This is a genomic window from Photobacterium sp. BZF1 (genome assembly GCF_014349205.1).
Lineage (GTDB): Bacteria > Pseudomonadota > Gammaproteobacteria > Enterobacterales > Vibrionaceae > Photobacterium.
The window spans coordinates 20,253-37,456 of record NZ_JACSOF010000002.1; the positions used below are offsets into that span (position 1 = coordinate 20,253).

At 47.6% G+C, this 17,204-nt stretch carries 15 protein-coding genes; 7 read left to right on the top strand and 8 right to left on the bottom strand.

All coding sequences use genetic code 11. The features are described 5' to 3' along the window. The first annotated feature begins 399 nt into the window (after positions 1–399). The 6 genes from BIZ37_RS00610 (at position 400) to BIZ37_RS00635 (ending at position 7,143) form a co-directional block, all read left to right on the top strand. Positions 400–1,680: a nucleoside permease gene (locus BIZ37_RS00610; protein ID WP_187459870.1), complete on the top strand. Its 1,281-nt coding sequence runs from the start codon at positions 400–402 to the stop codon at positions 1,678–1,680. 62 nt (positions 1,681–1,742) lie between these two features. Beyond that, positions 1,743–2,765 carry an ADP-ribosylglycohydrolase family protein gene (locus tag BIZ37_RS00615; protein WP_187459871.1) on the top strand — a complete coding sequence of 341 codons (1,023 nt, stop codon included), beginning with the start codon at positions 1,743–1,745 and terminating at the stop codon, positions 2,763–2,765. Next, complete coding sequence (locus BIZ37_RS00620; RefSeq protein ID WP_187459872.1) at positions 2,755–3,708, top strand: PfkB family carbohydrate kinase; 954 nt, start codon at positions 2,755–2,757, stop codon at positions 3,706–3,708. The genes BIZ37_RS00615 and BIZ37_RS00620 overlap by 11 nt, the downstream gene beginning before the upstream one ends. 98 nt (positions 3,709–3,806) lie before the next feature. After that, positions 3,807–5,075: an OFA family MFS transporter gene (locus tag BIZ37_RS00625; protein ID WP_187459873.1), complete on the top strand. Its 1,269-nt coding sequence runs from the start codon at positions 3,807–3,809 to the stop codon at positions 5,073–5,075. After that, positions 5,076–5,819 (top strand): GntR family transcriptional regulator, encoded by a 744-nt coding sequence (locus tag BIZ37_RS00630; RefSeq protein WP_187459874.1) that lies wholly within the window; start codon positions 5,076–5,078, stop codon positions 5,817–5,819. 241 nt (positions 5,820–6,060) lie between these two features. Beyond that, positions 6,061–7,143 (top strand): permease, encoded by a 1,083-nt coding sequence (locus BIZ37_RS00635; RefSeq protein WP_187459875.1) that lies wholly within the window; start codon positions 6,061–6,063, stop codon positions 7,141–7,143. Between the two features lie 59 nt (positions 7,144–7,202). On the opposite strand, the gene BIZ37_RS00640 is transcribed toward BIZ37_RS00635, so the two are convergent. The 7 genes from BIZ37_RS00640 to BIZ37_RS00670 all read right to left on the bottom strand — a co-directional run bounded on the left by BIZ37_RS00640 (position 7,203) and on the right by BIZ37_RS00670 (position 14,480). Then, on the bottom strand, positions 7,203–7,847 hold the full coding sequence (locus tag BIZ37_RS00640) for an L-fuculose-phosphate aldolase (RefSeq protein ID WP_187459876.1): 645 nt from the start codon (positions 7,845–7,847) through the stop codon (positions 7,203–7,205). A 42-nt stretch (positions 7,848–7,889) separates the two neighbouring features. Then, entirely contained in the window at positions 7,890–8,996 is a 1,107-nt protein-coding gene (gene mtnA, locus BIZ37_RS00645) for an S-methyl-5-thioribose-1-phosphate isomerase (protein WP_187459877.1), read from the bottom strand. Positions 8,997–9,005: 9 nt separating this feature from the next. Next, positions 9,006–10,274: an S-methyl-5-thioribose kinase gene (gene mtnK, locus BIZ37_RS00650; RefSeq protein WP_187459878.1), complete on the bottom strand. Its 1,269-nt coding sequence runs from the start codon at positions 10,272–10,274 to the stop codon at positions 9,006–9,008. A 75-nt stretch (positions 10,275–10,349) separates the two neighbouring features. Then, the gene (locus tag BIZ37_RS00655) at positions 10,350–11,378 is read right to left on the bottom strand and encodes a substrate-binding domain-containing protein (protein WP_222939534.1); all 1,029 of its coding nucleotides are present in this window, start codon (positions 11,376–11,378) and stop codon (positions 10,350–10,352) included. Between the two features lie 18 nt (positions 11,379–11,396). After that, positions 11,397–12,380 carry an ABC transporter permease gene (locus BIZ37_RS00660; protein WP_187459879.1) on the bottom strand — a complete coding sequence of 328 codons (984 nt, stop codon included), beginning with the start codon at positions 12,378–12,380 and terminating at the stop codon, positions 11,397–11,399. Then, positions 12,364–13,917, bottom strand: coding sequence for a sugar ABC transporter ATP-binding protein (locus tag BIZ37_RS00665; protein ID WP_187459880.1), 1,554 nt, complete (start codon positions 13,915–13,917; stop codon positions 12,364–12,366). Before BIZ37_RS00665 ends, BIZ37_RS00660 begins: the two co-directional genes overlap by 17 nt. 131 nt (positions 13,918–14,048) lie before the next feature. After that, positions 14,049–14,480 carry an RbsD/FucU family protein gene (locus BIZ37_RS00670; RefSeq protein ID WP_187459881.1) on the bottom strand — a complete coding sequence of 144 codons (432 nt, stop codon included), beginning with the start codon at positions 14,478–14,480 and terminating at the stop codon, positions 14,049–14,051. Between the two features lie 132 nt (positions 14,481–14,612). On the opposite strand from BIZ37_RS00670, the gene BIZ37_RS00675 reads away from it, so the two are divergent. Next, the gene (locus BIZ37_RS00675) at positions 14,613–15,608 is read left to right on the top strand and encodes a sugar-binding transcriptional regulator (protein WP_187459882.1); all 996 of its coding nucleotides are present in this window, start codon (positions 14,613–14,615) and stop codon (positions 15,606–15,608) included. A 133-nt stretch (positions 15,609–15,741) separates the two neighbouring features. Here the strand turns inward: BIZ37_RS00675 and murP are convergent, their stop codons facing one another. Beyond that, entirely contained in the window at positions 15,742–17,184 is a 1,443-nt protein-coding gene (gene murP / locus BIZ37_RS00680; protein ID WP_187459942.1) for a PTS N-acetylmuramic acid transporter subunit IIBC, read from the bottom strand. Between the last annotated feature and the right edge of the window lie 20 nt (positions 17,185–17,204).

A 17,204-nucleotide genomic window follows, 5' to 3' on the forward strand; every position in this document is an offset into this window, starting at 1 on the left:
TACCCTAGCCAGCCTTAATAGGCTGGCTTTTTTATCTAACAGTCCTGACAAACAGACACAAGCCACGGCCAACGAAGTCATTGTATCAACATCATAATGCGTAGAATCAGGTATCCAAAAACCATGTTGTGTGCCATTGTACCTAGCATGCGAACTCCTCCAATCCACCTACTTTCCACCGCACTGCAACGGCATTTAACCGCCACTCGTTAACCGTCTCCGCTAGGCTATAGATATGGCTCCGTACACGTCTGTTCGGGGGGTTTAACTAAGTGACTGATTCTATTTATCAGCTCATCAATAATAGTTAACCTGATCACTTTTTAAACCACTTGGTATTGTTTTGGTATTACTTTAGTAATAGATTTGGTCTTGCCCTACTACTAAAGGAAAATAGCGATGACAAAAACAAATACAAAACTGTCATTCATGATGTTCATTGAATGGTTCATCTGGGGGGCGTGGTTCGTCCCTTTATGGCAGTTTCTCAACACCAATGGATTTACCCCGACCGAGATCGCTTGGTCTTATGCCTGTACCGCAATCGCTGCGATCATTTCGCCGATCTTAGTCGGCTCTATTACCGACCGTTTCTTCCCTGCCCAAAAAGTTTTATCTGTCATGTTGTTAGCAGGGGCAGGACTGATGTACTTAGCCGCGCAGCAAACCACCTTTGCCGGATTCTTCCCGCTACTGCTGGCTTACTCGCTTACCTACATGCCGACTATCGCCCTCACCAACAGTATCGCGTTCTCGAACGTCGATGATGTGGAGCGTGACTTCCCGCGCATCCGCGTGTTGGGCACCATTGGCTGGATCGCATCTGGTATTGTCTGTGGCTTCCTACCGGGTTGGTTGGGCTACGGCGATATCTCGGCAACGAATATTCCGCTACTGGTTACCGCTGCAAGTTCAGCTTTACTGGGTATCTTTGCCCTGTCGCTACCGAATACGCCGCCAAAGAGTACTGGCAAAATGAGCCTAAAAGTCATGCTGGGCCTGGATGCGTTGGTACTACTTCGTGACAAGAACTTCCTAGCTTTCTTTGTCTGCTCATTCATGTTCAGCATGCCGCTGGCCTTCTATTACATCTTTGCCAATGGCTACCTCACCGAAGTGGGTATGAGCAATGCCACCGGCTGGATGACCCTGGGCCAGTTCTCTGAAATCTTCTTCATGCTGGCGCTTCCTTTCTTTACCAAACGTTATGGTATTAAAAAGGTATTACTACTTGGTCTGTTCACCGCAGCTATCCGCTATGGCTTCTTCGTCTATGGCAGCGCCGAGCAATGGTATCTGTACTCGCTACTGTTCGCCGGAATCCTGCTACACGGTGTCAGCTACGACTTCTACTTCGTCACCGCCTACATCTATGTCGACAAGAAAGCGCCGAAGCACATGCGTACTGCCGCACAAGGCTTGATCACCCTGTGCTGCCAAGGCCTGGGTAGCCTACTAGGTTACCGAATCGGTGGTGTGCTGATGGAGAAGATGTTCGCCTACCCCGAGCCGCAAAACGGCCTGACCTTCAACTGGTCTGGAATGTGGGGCTTCGGCGCCATCATGATTGCCATCATCCTGATAGCCTTCATGTTCTTCTTCCGCGAATCTGACGGTGAAATCAAAGAAATCGCTATCAAGGATGAAAACACGGCCGACAGCAGACCGGCCAACGCATAAATCACTTTTCGCCCGCCATGCTTGCGGCGGGCATGACACAATATTTTGATAAGGTGTAGTCAATGAATAACAATACAGAAAGTCGCATTCTAGGGGCGTTTTACGGTCAGGCACTGGGTGATGCAATGGGGATGCCTTCCGAGCTATGGCCGCGCAGCCGTGTTAAGGCCCACTTCGGCTGGATTGACCGTTTTCTTCCGGGTCCTGCGGAAAACAATGCGGCTTGCTATTTTGATGCCTGCCATTTTACCGACGATACCTCAATGGCACTGGCGCTGGCTGACGCCCTGCTTGAGTGCGATGGCGAAATCAACCCTGATATCATTGCCCGCAATGTGATGACCTGGGCTGAAGGTTTCGATGCCTTCAACAAGAATGTCTTTGGTCCTTCATCAAAAGCAGCGATGACCGCCATCAAGGCCGGCACGCCGATCAGCGAACTGGAAAACAATGGCGTCACCAACGGTGCAGCGATGCGTGTCTCGCCACTAGGTTGCCTGCTGCCAACTAATAACTTGGATAACTTTATCGATCAGGTATGGCTTGCTTCAAGCCCAACCCACAAATCTGATGTTGCCATTGCCGGTGCAACGGCCATTGCGTGGGCAGTCTCCAAAGCTATCGATGGTGACAGCTGGAGGACCATCAGCGATCAGCTGCCAGCCATTGCCAAAGCGGCCCAGGAGAAAAAGACCACCACATTCAGCGCTTCTATGGGGGCACGTATCGAGTTGGCCCTATCTATCACCCGCAGCAATCTGGGTGTAGAGAGTGCCATGCAGCAAATCTATGATGTAGTCGGTGCCGGTACCAGCACTATCGAGTCCGTACCGGCAGCGATTGCCATGGTTGAACTGGCTGGTACCGATCCGAACCGTTGTGCGATCCTTTGTGCCAACCTAGGCGGGGATACCGATACAATTGGTGCCATGGCAACCGCCATTTGTGGTGCACTGTCCGGCATCGAAGGCATCGACCCTGAGCTAAAGCGCCAGCTGGATGATGCCAACCAACTGGACTTCACCCGCTACAGCAAAGCCTTCACCCAAATGCGGATAAACAAGGAGAAAACCTATGCCGCATAATGCCCTGACCTCCTTGCTACCCAGCTTGCACAACCAACGTCAGCTATGCCTGATCGGTGCAGCGGTGATTGATATTGTTACGGAGGCAGCAACCTTACCGGTACGTGGTGGCGACTTGGAAGTCACTGAGAAGGGGCTGCACATTGGCGGCTGCGCGCTGAATATCGCAATCGCGCTAAAACGGCTAGAGATCGATTCGCTCAATGCCCTACCTATTGGCCAAGGTAACTGGGCCAGCTTGGTCAGCCGCAGTCTGGAACAAAACGGCATTACCAGCGTGCTAAAAACTGACAAAGGTGACAATGGTTGGTGCATGGCTTTGGTTGAGCCGGACGGCGAACGCACTTTTATCTCAGTTAGCGGGGTAGAAAACCATTGGGATGAGGATATCCTCAATGGCCTACCACTCGCCGACGATGCTTTGATTTACCTGTCAGGCTACCAGTTGGCTTCACCAAGCGGCGAGCAATTGGTTACTTGGCTGGAGTCACTGCCAGCAACGGTGGATACCTTCGTCGATTTCGGCCCGCGTATCGCAGATATTCCCGATGCATTATTCCAACGCTTACTGGCGTTGAAGCCTATCATCTCACTCAACCGCCAGGAAGCCGAAGTTCTGGGTATGGGCTGCGCTGATACCTTTACCCGTCAATGGTTCCAGCAATACCAGTGTCCGCTTATCTTGCGAATTGACAGTGACGGCGCTTTATTTGCCGATGCCAACCAGATCGGAAATGTTTCGCCATTCCCTGCAACCGTCGTTGATACCATCGGGGCCGGTGATTCCCATGCTGGCGGGGTACTTGCCGGGCTCGCATCGGGCTGGGAACTGCCAGATGCAGTCTTACTCGGCAATGCTGTAGCTTCCTTTGTCGTCAGCCATCGCGGCGGCGATTGCGCGCCTGACCGCCAGTCGCTAGCAGACTACCTGTCCCGCTACTAACTCTGTAACACCTATATCCACCAGCCAAAGGGGCCTGTGCGCCTTTGGTTGGTTCCCCCTGCCTACAAAACGGCTTTAATTAAAACGACAGCAAGCTTATGAACAATTCAAAAGCAACCCGAGTACTTGCCGCCTGCTGCGGTATCAATCTGTGTATCGGTATCCTCTATGCCTGGAGCGTGTTTAAAAACGCCTTCATCGTCGAGCTTGGTTGGAGCAACACCCAAGCTTCTCTGCCATATACACTATCAATTGGGGTACTGGCCCTGGCTGTATTGGCTGCGGGCATAATCCAGGACAAGATAGGCCCCCGTAAGGTACTCATCACAGGCACCTTCTTGGCGGGCATTGGGTTATTGCTGTCGGGATTACACCTAACGCCTACGATGCTCACCCTCACCTTTGGCCTTTTGACCGGATGCGGGATAGGCTTTGGCTATGCCTGCCTCAACCCCGTTGCAATGAAGTGGTTTCATCCGTCACGAAAGGGCTGGGTTAATGGGCTGATCGCCACCGCTTTTGGCATCGCCTCGGTCTACTTGGCACCTTTAGTGAGTTTCATGATTACCCAATACGGGATCAGCACCAGTTTTTATCTACTCGGTAGCGCTCTCCTGCTGATCGCCCTACCGCTTGCCTTTACCATCGACAATCCACCGTCAGGCTATTGTCCACCATTACCAGCGACGAAAAGCCGACCTGAAAAAGTTGGCCCGAGGACTGGCACTGTCGATGTTCATGGCATATCACCAATTCAAGATACACCGTGGCGCGCGATGGTTCGCCAACCACGGTTCTACATGCTGTGGATAATGTATGCTTTTTCCTCAACTGCAGGATTAATGGTGATTGCCAACATCACCTCCATCGCGGCAATCCAGGCCGATATCCATGATGCCGCCTATTTGGTCGTCGCATTGGCCCTTTTCAACTCCGGAGGACGACTGGCAACGGGCGTACTTTCCGACCGTATCGGTGCTTTGCCGACTCTGACACTGGCCTTCGTGTTACAGGGTCTCAATATGCTACTGTTCTCGCACTATCAAAGCGGGGCCTTAATGGTTGTCGGGGCCGGATTGGCCGGGATCGGTTATGGCGCGCTGCTTGCTGTATTCCCTTCCCTAATGGCCCAGTTCTATGGTCTGAAATACTACGGCACCAACTACGGCATTCTCTATACAGCCTGGGGCATGGGTGGCTTTATCGGTCCAATGCTTGCCGCATTTGTTGTCGATGCCACTGGCAGCTACCAGATCGCCTATCAAGTCTGCGCCGTGTTGATGGCTATCACAGTTGGCTTAGCATTATGGCTACAACCTAGCGGCTTGGGTATAATCAAACCAGTACTTAAGGCAAAGCATGAATAAATGAATAATTACAATAGCTTGATCAGTCTCATCAAAGAGCGTATCGAACAAAAGGACAAGTCACCGCTTTACGTGAAAGTCGCTGAAACCGTCAAACAGGCCATCCAGCAGAAACTGTTGGTCGGTGGCGACTACCTGCCCACCGAGCGGGAACTGAGCGAGCTGTTGGGTATTTCACGCATTACGGTGCGCAAAGCACTGGATGTGCTGGACAAAGAAAACGTCATCGTCCGCTCAAGGGGATCGGGGACCATGATCAGCGATACCCTGGAGTACTCACTCAAAGAGCCCAAGGGCTTTTCCCAGCAGGTAGTACTGAAAGGCAAGCGTCCCGATACGCTATGGATCAAAAAAGAAATCGTACCCTGCAACAACGATGTCGCCAAGCAACTGAGTTTGGCTGAGGGCGAAGATGTCTTCCTACTCAAGCGGATCCGCTATATCGATGACAAGCCGGTATCGGTCGAAGAGTCTTATGTGCCTGTCGGACTGATCACCGACGCTGACGAAATCCAACTCTCGCTGTACGATTACTTCCGCAGCCAGAATATCACGCTAACTGGGACAAAGAGCTGGGTCAGTGCCCAGCTACCCACCGATGAATTTCTTGGTCACCTCAGCCTCGACGAGGCCGTCCCAGTATTGCTGATAAAACAAATCGCCCATGACTCAAACGGCAAAGTCATTGAGTACAGCGTCAACCACTGTCGTGGTGACATGTACGTCTTTGTCGCAGAAGACTGAAGCGACGAGCTCCCCTCCTGCGACTCACTCTCGCTACTGACAACACAAGAGGCCAATCAGGCCTCTTGTCACCCTTCACAATAAATCCTTTCAATTCATGAGTTTACCTGCATTTACTTCAGGATCTAATTTTTCCCAGAAAATTATTTCGATAAAATTAGAAATAACTAATTGACACCAACCCGCTTCGAGCCTATATTTCGACACATATCGAAATATACTACCAAATGAGGCAGTAACCATGAGTCCTGAATTCGTTAATATGTTCAAAGAAGCCGCAGGTATGTTCCTATTCCTTGCTGCAGAACTTACCGTTCTATTTTTAGTCATCAGCTACCTAGTGGGCGTGCTTCAGGAGTTCCTGACACCCGAAAAGATCCAGTCGATCTTGAGCTCACGTAACGGCAAGGGTTACTTTATTGCTGCCCTGCTTGGTTCCATCACACCATTTTGTTCGTGCTCGACCATTCCTTTCCTGAAAGGTCTGCTTCGTGCCCGTGCTGGTTTTGGCCCAATGATGGTATTTTTATTCGCTAGTCCGTTGCTAAACCCTGTGATCATCGGCCTGTTTGTTGTGACCTTCGGGATCAAAGTGGCTGTGTTCTACTTCGTGGTCGCTCTGGCAGTTTCCGTCATTGCTGGTTACGTACTAGAGAAGTTGGGCTTCGAACGCTATGTCCGTGAAGAGGCTTATCAAGTTGCCGATAGCGGTTCTAGCTGTGGTACTTCGTGTGGCGACTCTAAGCCAAAAGCAGCGTCAACTTGTGGTAGCAAACCTGAACCTGTAGCGGCTTCATGCTGTGCGACGGCACCTAAGCCAGAGCCAGTTGCCAGCTCATGCTGTGGCAGCAAAGAAGAGGTAGAAGTGGAAATCAGCGGTTGTGGTGAAGCCATAATGACAGTGAAAGAAGAAAGCCGCTGGGTACGTATCTGGCACTCAACTTGGAAAGACTTTAAGCAAGTACTTCCTTACCTGATGCTGGGTATTTTGATTGGCTCTTTCATCTACGGTTTCATTCCGACTGACTTGATTGCAAAATATGCAGGCGAAGGTATGTGGTATGCAATTCCAGTGGCGGCAGTGATTGGTATTCCACTTTATATCCGTGCTGAAGCTGTGATCCCATTGAGTGCCGCACTGGTTAAAAAAGGCATGGCGATGGGTTCAGTGATGGCCCTGATCATCGGTAGTGCAGGTGCAAGCTTGACTGAAGTTATCTTGCTCAAGTCTATCTTCAAAAACCAGATGATTGCCGCCTTCCTGGCCGTCATCCTAGGCATGGCGATTGGCGCAGGCTACATGTACACCTACCTGTTTGGGTAAATCCGTTGAGGGCTGGATATTCTATCCAGCCCTCTTTCTAAGTGAGGTCACATCAACAATCAATCTGACTTTAAGCCGTAGGTTTTAAACTTTTCTATTACCGTCACCATCTCTTCCGCTGATAACGTTGGAATCTCTCTCTGGACCGCAGCTACCTGCAGATAAAGCTTAGCGAGTACTTCGACTTCATTAGCCAACCATAGGGCCTTCTCAAGGTTTTTTTCCATCGCGATCATGCCATGGTGTTGCATCAAGATGGCTTTGCTTTCCTTGATGCCATTTTCCACACTATCCGCCAACAATTGCGAACCAAAAGTGGCGTAGGGAATACAAGGCACATGGTCAATACCGGTAACAGCCACCATGTAATGAATAGCTGGAATACTCCGATTCAAAACAGACACGGCTGTCGCACTGACTGCATGAGTATGGATGACTGCGTTCAGTTCAGGCCTTGCTGAGTAACAAGCTAAATGAAAGTGCCACTCGCTGGAAGGGACTTTCCCTTCTTCGAATTGACCTAATCGGTCAACATAGACAATCATTGCGGGCGTCAGTTTTTCATAAGCAATGCCGCTAGGCGTGATGAGCATGCCATCTTGATACCTAACGCTGACATTGCCCGAGGTGCCTTGATTCAACCCCTGCGCATTCATCCTCAGGCAAGTATCAATAATTTGCTGTGCATATTGTTCACGATTCATATTTATATCCTCAAGTGGGGCCCAAAGGCCCCACCAGTCTTTTTATGCCATTTCAGGCTGCTGCAAATCAGCAAACATCTCAGCCAAGGCCTCTTCAGTTGCAGAGCAAATACCGCGCTCGGTAATCAAGCCTGTTACATATTTGGCCGGTGTTACATCAAAAGCATAATTCCCACACTCAGTCCCAGACGGTGCAGTATTCACCCAACTCAACTTACCCTGTGGATCGATACCGTTAACATGGGATTGCTCTTCGCCAGAGCGCTGCTCAATGGGGATTTCTTTCACTCCGTCATACACGGTCCAATCGATAGTCGGTGAAGGTAGGGCAACGTAAAATGGGACCTTATTGTCATAGGCGGCCAAAGCTTTCAGGTAGGTACCTATTTTATTACACACATCGCCTTTCGCCGTTGTACGGTCAGTCCCAACAATGCAGAGGTCAACCTCACCATGCTGCATCAAGTGACCACCAGCATTATCAGCAATTAAAGTATGAGGAACCCCATGGGAGCCTAACTCGAATGCAGTTAGTAAGCCTTGGTTACGGGGACGGGTTTCATCCACCCATACATGGACATTAATACCAGCTTCATGAGCCTTATAGATCGGAGAGATAGCTGTTCCCCAGTCAACCGTTGCCAGCCAACCGGCATTACAGTGAGTCAAGATATTCACTGGCTGGCCTTGAGGTTTACTCGCGGCAATTTGTTTAATTATTGATAGCCCATGCTCCCCAATACTTTCACAGAGTTCGACATCTTCATCAGCAATTTCCACTGCCTTTTCGTATGCAACTTTCTGTCGTTGGTCGCTTGGCTGCGCCCTCAATTCTGAATAAGTGCGATCCAATGCCCATTTCAAGTTAATTGCTGTTGGCCGGGTCGCAATCAATACATCGTAGCAATGTTGTAAATTGGCATCGCTCGGATCTTCACGCATCCCCAATGCCATACCATATGCAGCCACAGCCCCAATCAGCGGGGCTCCCCTCACCCACATTTCTCTAATTGCCGTCGCCGCTAACTTCATTGAGGTTAACTGAATCACTTCGACAGAGAATGGAAGCTTAGTTTGATCTAGGATTTCCACTGTAAAACCATCTTCAGCCAGCCAAACCGTACGTTGATGTTTTCCATTTATTTTCATAACATTACCTCACAAATAGGTGTTGGCAAGCTTGCCAATATCAGCAATATTTCTATATTGGGCGGCATTGACAATAAGCTCCCTGGCCAATTTCAGAGCCTTCCTTTCACAGCTAGCCCTAAGTTCAACATCCTCGATGTCTTTGAAGTCAGCCACACCGGCAAAACCAATAATGCGTCGGTTCATTTCTAGGCCGGCATTGACCAAAGAGTCTTCAAGCAAAGTGGCAAAAAAAGCTTCTTGCGCCTGTGCAAGAGCTTCACTCCCCAACCCATTTTGATAAAGCTCAACGGGATAAGCCTCACCTACTTCTTTTTCATCCCACAGTTGCCTAAAGTGGGAAACAAACACCTTCCATGTGGTAGTTACTTGCTCAAGTAAGTATTCTTGGTAATCACGGCATTTTATTTCATCACTCTCCCAGCCAGGACGGGAATAATACGCCATCATTAAATTGCCGATATAGTTTCCGATATCAAAAGCCATTGGCCCCATAAAGCCAAATTCTGGGTCGATCACTTTAGTGTCAGTTTCAGTCACCATAATTGACCCAGAGTGGAGATCACCGTGAAGTAAAGCTTGAGCTTCAGTCATAAACTTAAACTTATACTTCATAGCGACCTGAATCATTTCTTGATCCTGCCAAACTCTTTTAACGTCTTCATCCAGTTGTGGAGATGTCCAATTATTTCGCTCGGCATCAAAATATGGCTCTGTAAAAATCAAGTCTTCAGTGATCTTGCACAACTCATGGTTAGCCGCAAACATTGATACCAACGCCTTTTTATCTTCGGCATTCATACCAATATCTGATGTATTAAATAACGTCTTGGCAAGAAACAAACCCACATCCTCAGCAAGGCCTGAAAACTTATTCCCGGCTATCAATTCTTTTCTCAAAATAATATGAGGATGTAAAAACTCCATTGCAAAAATAGCCATATTCTTATCATAGAAATACACTTCAGGAACAAGTCCATGGCCTGCAAACCTTGCCTCAACATCTAGTACGTTATACTCAAAATAAGCACGAGTTAATGATAACTGCCAACTTTCGCCCGCAGCACGTACATAAGGCAGAGCTTGTTTTACAACAATCGTTTTATCTATTCCTTCAACAATAAAAACTAAATTTAAATTACCATCACCAACTTCAGAAACTTTCCAATCTTCAGGATTTCCTCCGAGTTTTAATTGATCAGGTAATTTATTGACAAGATATGCAGGTAGTGATTCGCTATTCAATGGCGCATAACTAGTTGGAACGGTATTTGACATAATAACCATCCTTAATCTTTTTTATTCTTGAGGGAGGGCAAGTCAACTTACCCTCAAATAGGGAAATTATTTCATTTATGGCATAGGCATCCATTTAGGAACTAATACCGTTGATTGTGAGAAAGATGGAATTTTATTAATAAGGTCATCCATGTTTTTGATATCTTGCTCATTCAACATATCTTGTGTGATCATTACAGGAGGAACCGTTACTTGTGAGTCAACCTCATCCCCATTCATCAACATTGCAAGTGCACGCACACTAACCTCGCCCATAATAGATGGATTGGTTGCCACTGTTGCTACCCACGCACTATTAGGTTCACGCATGGCTTGAATATCAGAGTTAGAGATGTCTGCACTGTATATTTTCACTTTTTGCGATAACCCTGCCTCATCAACGGCTATTTTTATCCCTTTGGCAAATTCATCATAAGGAGAAAAGGCAACTGTAATATCAGGATTTGCCCTAAATACGGCTGCGGCTTGGTCGGCCACTTGGTTAGGTATTGGGTTATTCATTGTCCCAAAACGCGCTATTTCCTGAATATTTGGATATTTGCCTTTGAACTCAGTAAAGACTTCATCACGGCGATCTAGTGGAGGAATCCCCGGAACATAGACATAGGCTGCCTTCCAATCCGTGCCATTTTCTTTTACTGCCTGATCCAGTGACATTCTTGCAATTAAATGGTCATCTTGGTTTATTTGGGGAATTTGAGGGTTTTCTGCATTAACATCAAATGCCACTACCTTAATACCATTCTTGACAGCCATATCTGCGACATCTTTAATTGAGTCGGTAAAGCCATGCTGTAGAACAATACCATCATAGCCTTTCATTATGGCTTGCTCGAGTTGGTTGCGTTGTAAAGATGCATCCTGACGAGCATCATAAACATCAAGCTTAAAACCCAACGCTGCAGCTTGGCGTCGAACACCCATTAGGTATAATTCAGGAAAGTCTCCCTGGGATAAGTATCTAACATGGGCGATCCTGAGATTTTTTCCCTCAAATGGAGATGTGCTGTCTGCGATGGCATTTGTTGAAGCGACTGCGCCAACCATAGAAGCACAGAGAGCAAGTGTCATTAAGCTCTTCATTATTAATTTCCTTATTTGTTATGCACGTTTATTGGATAAGCCAAAGGTAAACATCAGGGCTGCAACCAACACCAAGCCCTTAATAAAATCTTGGGTGTAATAGGGGGTATTCATCATCGTCAGGCCATTTAAGAGCACACCAACGAATAATGCCCCTATTGCCGACCCTTGGGCGTTAGGCCGCGCGGCCCCCAGTACTGCAAAACCGATCAATGCACCAGCTACACCATCCATCAAGAGAGAATTGCCTGAACTGACATCACCCCGACCAATTCGAGCTGCCAGCAAGATGCCACCAATCGACGCGTAAACGCCAGACATAACATAGGCAACATAACGGTATAATTTCGTGCGGGCACCGGCCAATTTGGCCGCTTGCTCATTGGAACCAATGGCGTACATGACCCGGCCATGGCGTGTTTTTTCCAGGAAGAGATAAGTAATCACAGCAAGTACCAGCATAATGATGACGGGTACAGGTATCAGGTCGAAGATCCTTGCTCGACCCAAGAAAAGAAAGCTCTCGGAGAAGGTCCCAGTTGCTGTCTCACCATTTGCTAAACTCATCCCTGCCGAAATGGAGCGCCCCTGGGTAGGAATCAATTGCAAGCCCAACAGCAAAAACATCATACCAAGGGTCGTCAACAAATCCGGCACTTTCATTTGAACCGTCATGAATCCATTGATAAGGCCAACAATCACACCAACAGAAATAGCAGCCAAAATTGCCATCGTTGTGCCACCATCGAATACAACCATCACATAGCTTGCCGTCATCATTGAAAATGCGGCAGTGGAACCTATGGATAAATCGAAACCATTTACCGCCAATGTTGCCGTCACACCGAGTGCCAAGATGGCAACAATCGATACCGACTGAAGGATAATCATCATATTTATCGTGCTGAGGAATGCTGGTTCAGCAATCGAAAACAACACCAGCATCAAGGCGAGTAAAATCAGTAATCCATACTTAATGGCAAATTCACGCATATCTTTCATCAGTCACATCCTCTGTTGAAATGATTGTTTCTTCTCGTTTTTTGGGAGCAGCCGCAATTTGATTGATAAGTGTTGGCATGTGAATCTTATCTATTTGATGTATGCCGGATAGGTTATTGTGGTTAAACACCACAATACGATCAGCAATCTCGAGCGCCTCCTCAACATCTGTACAAACAGCTATCGTGGCGCGATCTCTGGCAGTTTTTCTCAGTAACTCCCCGATTTGCCTCCTCGAAGAGATATCTACCCCTTGGAATGGTTCGTTGAGCAGAAGGACTTTACAGTCTTCAAGCATCCACCTTGCCACCATCGCCTTTTGTTGGTTACCGCCAGACAATGTTGTCATTAAATCTTCTTGGTCGGTATATTTGACTTTGGTTGTTTGGATGGCCGTCTTAACCCGGTCTTTTTCAAGTTTCTGATCAATAAAACCAAACTGGGAAAAATGTTTTAGGAAAGGCAAACTTATATTCTGTTCAATGGAAAAAGCAGGTATCAACGCATTATTACCCCGGTCCTCCTGGACCATGTAAATACCGCTTTCAATGGCATGTAAAGGCGTACTTGCAGACCATTGATGCCCTTCTAAAATAATCTGACCTGATACAAAGTCAGACATGCCGAAAATTCCTTCCACCACGGATGTACACCCTGATGAAAGCAAACCAGTAAGGACCACAACCTCACCGGATTTTAACTTCAGATCAAAAGGTTCTGACTCTGTTGTTAACCTGACTTCTTTCAGCTCGAGAAGGGTTTGATGGCCTTCCTCATAACTATGACTAACAGCACCGACCGCATGGCCAAGCATCGAGTCTACCGCTGCGTCATAGTCAAGCGGAGGTTCAAACCAACCCACAATCCTCCCTTCTCGAAGAGAGGCTATTTTGTCAGCCAATTTGCGGATATCTGACATCCGGTGGGAAATATACACAACGGCAACCCCTTGGTTGCGCATTGTTTCCACCGCATCAAATAACTTGAGGGATTCAGTATCTGAAAGGGAAGAAGTGGGTTCATCAAGAATCAGCAACTTAGGTTTATTCGAAATTGCACGAGCAATAGCAACCAACTGCCTGTCAGCTTGGGAGAGTTCTGAAACCTGAGTATCTAGCGCTAGGGACAAGCCAATTTTATCAGCGAGGGGCTGAGCCATTTTTTCTAACTCAGACTGGGAGAGAAAAGTACCCAGGCTACCTTCACAAATCCGATCAAGTAACAAGTTCTCTGCCACATTCAAATCTTGGATAACACCATCATTGATAATTTGGTGTACCGTGATAATGCCGGCATTCCGAGCTGCCTGTGGGGTCGAAACATCAGCAAGCTCATTGTTAATGAAGATCATTCCTTCATCAGCGGCATATACACCGCTCAAAATTTTCACCAGTGTTGATTTGCCGGCACCATTTGCTCCCATCAACGCAAGAACACTTCCACCTTCGATCGTTAGGCTTACATCATGTAAGACTGTATTACTCCCGAAGGCTTTCCTGATGGATCGTATCTCAATCGTATTTGCTACACCTGACATAACCACTCCATAAACGCCCCAACCTTTACAAGTGTAATACTAGGTGATCAATAGTTAACAGGTATGTGACTGGTGTAGCAGTTTAAAAAATGTACAGCTTAGCGCTTGACGAATTGGTGAAAATTATGACTTCAGTCAAAAATCACGCCTTTCTGTAAGATTAAACAAGCATAAGCCCGAGTGTCATTAGTACTAATTATCAATTCACATTCCCGAGCTTTACGATAAAAATCCTGCCTATCAATCAATATCTCGGAACACTCCCTTTCGTCAGATTGGTTCTTAATATCAATAAAATCTATTGCTGATTCAGTATATTGATCGCTGTTATCTGCTGCCATAATCAACATAGGATTATCTGTAAAGCTATCAAGGGGGAAGTGTTTCAGAACACTTTTCAACAATTGTGAGCAATCCACACCTGGGAAAGAAAGCATGGTAGAACGAGAATGCGAAAACGCTGGGAAATTAGCATCAACAATGGCCAGTGTGTCGCCATGACCCATATTCTGAAGTGAGTAGAGCAAATCGGCATTGAGTAAGGGATCGATATGTTTCAACATAAGCTTAAACCTTTGTATTTTTAAAAACACAAAAGTATAGTATCTGTATTGTCCGAGGTGACAAGATTACAATAAAGATTGTGAATAACCGATCACACATAAGGCTAGGTGTATGCAAAAGGAAGGCTACTGATGAAAGCAACAGTATTAGACAATATCAGTGCATTTAATAATGACCCAGTGCTGCATGCGACATGGTTGTATTACCACGAGGGACTGAGCCAGACCGAAGTCGCTAAATTGATGGGGGTATCGCGAGTCACAGTTGTAAAATACTTGCAAACCGCCCGGGAAAAAGGGTTGGTACAAATTAACCTTGATTTCACTGCATTTTCATCGATAAGCGTATCACTGCTCATAAAAGAGAAGTTTGATTTGGAACGAGTGATTATCGTTCCTGATGGAGAACATGCCAAACAGCGGCAGGACTCCGCGTTAATGAGGGAAAGGCTTGCAAATGCCGGGGGGGCCTATTTAAACCAGGTCATTGAAAATGGAGACACCCTTGGTGTTGCCTGGGGGCGAACCATCCATCAGATGGGCAATATCATGACGCCAAAGTCATGCAAGGACGTAACGGTCATGCAAATGCTCGGTTCCATGCCAGCCCAACCTGACTTCACAACTATCGAATCGTCATCCCAAATAGCCAACAAACTGTCTGGCCGGGTTATGTCTTTGCACGTTCCTGCCGTCGTATCCAGTTCACGTTTGGCCATTGAGTTACAGGCTGAGCCCATTATCCGGGCTAATTTCGATGCACTGACCAAGTGCAATAAAGCATTTTTTGTCGTGGGCAATGCGCTAGACGAAAACCCTCTCATCCGTGTTGGTGTCATTTCCAAAAAAGAGATGCAAACTTATCGTGATTTAGGCGCTGTTGGTGTAATTTGTGGCCGATTTTACGACAAGTTAGGGCAACCTGTGGTAGCTGAAGTCGATTTAAGAATACTCGGCATTAGCTTGGCACAACTACGCCAAGTTAAACGCAGAATATTCATTGCAGGAGGTGAGCGCAATTTTGACGCCACCCTTGGTGCTATCCTTGGCGGGTATGTGTCCGATTTAATCATTGATGAAAGCACTGCAGAATTTTTGGCTGACTGCAGCATTCCTTCCCTTGATTAGCTTCACTGAAATTGCCCTTAATAAAGCTATCTCATCATCGTAGACAAAAGAAAAAGCTGACTCATTCAAGTCAGCTTTTTCTATCGATAATTTTCGTAGGGGGCAATCAGAGGACCTTTATCCCTCCATTCGACTATGAAAGATCAACATCCTTAGAGCCAAACATCCAGGTCAGGATAAATCCGGCAATATAAGAAATCGCTAGGCCCGCCGCGTACACTGCCATCCCGGCAAAGATACCCACATTCGAGGTCATCAGCGGCAAAGCCACCACGCCCGAAGGACCAAAGACCGTATTTAGGCCCACTGGCAAACCAAGGTAAGCAACCAACCCGACAAAGAAGCCACCGACAGCACCACCCAAGCAAGCGGTCACGAATGGTTTAACTCGTGGCAAGGTAACACCGTAAATCAATGGCTCGCCGATACCAAGGATGCCCGGGACAATGGAGCCCTTGACCTGGGTGCGCAGCATAGAGTCTTTCTTGGCACGCATATATAAGGCAAACGCCGCACCGACTTGGCCACCACCGGCCATTGCAAGGATAGGGAACAGTGAATTGAAGCCTTGCACATCCATCAGGGCAAAATATACCGGTACAAATCCCTGGTGAATACCGAACATCACAGACAACAGGAACAACCCGGCCAAAATCGCACTGCCGATCGGGTTGCCGTTGAGGTTGACAAACAACCACGACATGCCGCTAAACAGCACGCCGCCGAGCGGCATGATGATAACGAATGTTACCGCGCCCATGATCAACAGGGTCACAGCAGAAGTCAGGATCATATCGAGGTTATCCGGCATGAATTTTCGTACCTGACGCTCAACGCTAGCGCCGAGGCTTGCCGCAATCAATACCCCGATAATGTTACCGCGAGGGTCAATCGCCATGCCGAAAAAGTTATCCATACCCGAATAAATGCCAGCGGCCGCTTCCGGGTCATAGCCCAGTACGAACAGCGAAGCGATAATGGCACCATTCACCCCGGAGCCACCAAATGCCTGCTGGGCATTGTAACCAATCAAGATACTCAGGAAGGCAAACATGCCCTTACTGAACACCTTCATATAACTGGTAAACTCGACCAGTTGGGCATTTGGCGCTTCGTTACCCAGGATAAAGACTTGCTCGAGCAGGGTAGCAAAGCCCAGCAATAAGCCCACGGCAATAAAGCCGGGGATCAAGGGAGTGAAGATGGTGGCAAACTTTGACAGAAAACGCTGGATGGCGCTGGTCTGTTTTTCTTTCATCTGCTTTTTGTTGGCCGAAGCGATGTCTTTCAGCGACCCGGCATCTGCACTGGCGGCAGAGACACTGCCAAGCATCGCATTCATCATTTCAGCCGCAGTTTGCGCCTTACCGGGACCCAGGATAATTTGCAGTTGGCTGTCGCTTTCGACCACGCCCATCACACCGGCGATACGCTTGATTTCATCGTGGTCAGCCAGCATCTCGTCATGCAAAGCCAGACGCAGTCGGGTCATACAGTTGCCACAACGGGCAACGTTGTTCTGACCGCCGATTGCCGACAGGATGCTGTCTATCATCCCAGAGGTAATTTTTGCCATCATTCGTTCCTTGTCATTAC

Excerpts from the sequence above, each read along its gene's own strand:
- BIZ37_RS00610 (WP_187459870.1), top strand. The coding sequence starts at position 400 with ATGACAAAAACAAATACAAAACTGTCATTCATGATGTTCATTGAATGG.
- BIZ37_RS00615 (WP_187459871.1), top strand. The coding sequence starts at position 1,743 with ATGAATAACAATACAGAAAGTCGCATTCTAGGGGCGTTTTACGGTCAG.
- BIZ37_RS00620 (WP_187459872.1), top strand. The coding sequence starts at position 2,755 with ATGCCGCATAATGCCCTGACCTCCTTGCTACCCAGCTTGCACAACCAA.
- BIZ37_RS00625 (WP_187459873.1), top strand. The coding sequence starts at position 3,807 with ATGAACAATTCAAAAGCAACCCGAGTACTTGCCGCCTGCTGCGGTATC.
- BIZ37_RS00630 (WP_187459874.1), top strand. The coding sequence starts at position 5,076 with ATGAATAATTACAATAGCTTGATCAGTCTCATCAAAGAGCGTATCGAA.
- BIZ37_RS00635 (WP_187459875.1), top strand. The coding sequence starts at position 6,061 with ATGAGTCCTGAATTCGTTAATATGTTCAAAGAAGCCGCAGGTATGTTC.
- BIZ37_RS00640 (WP_187459876.1), bottom strand. The coding sequence starts at position 7,847 with ATGAATCGTGAACAATATGCACAGCAAATTATTGATACTTGCCTGAGG.
- mtnA (WP_187459877.1), bottom strand. The coding sequence starts at position 8,996 with ATGAAAATAAATGGAAAACATCAACGTACGGTTTGGCTGGCTGAAGAT.
- mtnK (WP_187459878.1), bottom strand. The coding sequence starts at position 10,274 with ATGTCAAATACCGTTCCAACTAGTTATGCGCCATTGAATAGCGAATCA.
- BIZ37_RS00655 (WP_222939534.1), bottom strand. The coding sequence starts at position 11,378 with ATGAAGAGCTTAATGACACTTGCTCTCTGTGCTTCTATGGTTGGCGCA.
- BIZ37_RS00660 (WP_187459879.1), bottom strand. The coding sequence starts at position 12,380 with ATGAAAGATATGCGTGAATTTGCCATTAAGTATGGATTACTGATTTTA.
- BIZ37_RS00665 (WP_187459880.1), bottom strand. The coding sequence starts at position 13,917 with ATGTCAGGTGTAGCAAATACGATTGAGATACGATCCATCAGGAAAGCC.
- BIZ37_RS00670 (WP_187459881.1), bottom strand. The coding sequence starts at position 14,480 with ATGTTGAAACATATCGATCCCTTACTCAATGCCGATTTGCTCTACTCA.
- BIZ37_RS00675 (WP_187459882.1), top strand. The coding sequence starts at position 14,613 with ATGAAAGCAACAGTATTAGACAATATCAGTGCATTTAATAATGACCCA.
- murP (WP_187459942.1), bottom strand. The coding sequence starts at position 17,184 with ATGGCAAAAATTACCTCTGGGATGATAGACAGCATCCTGTCGGCAATC.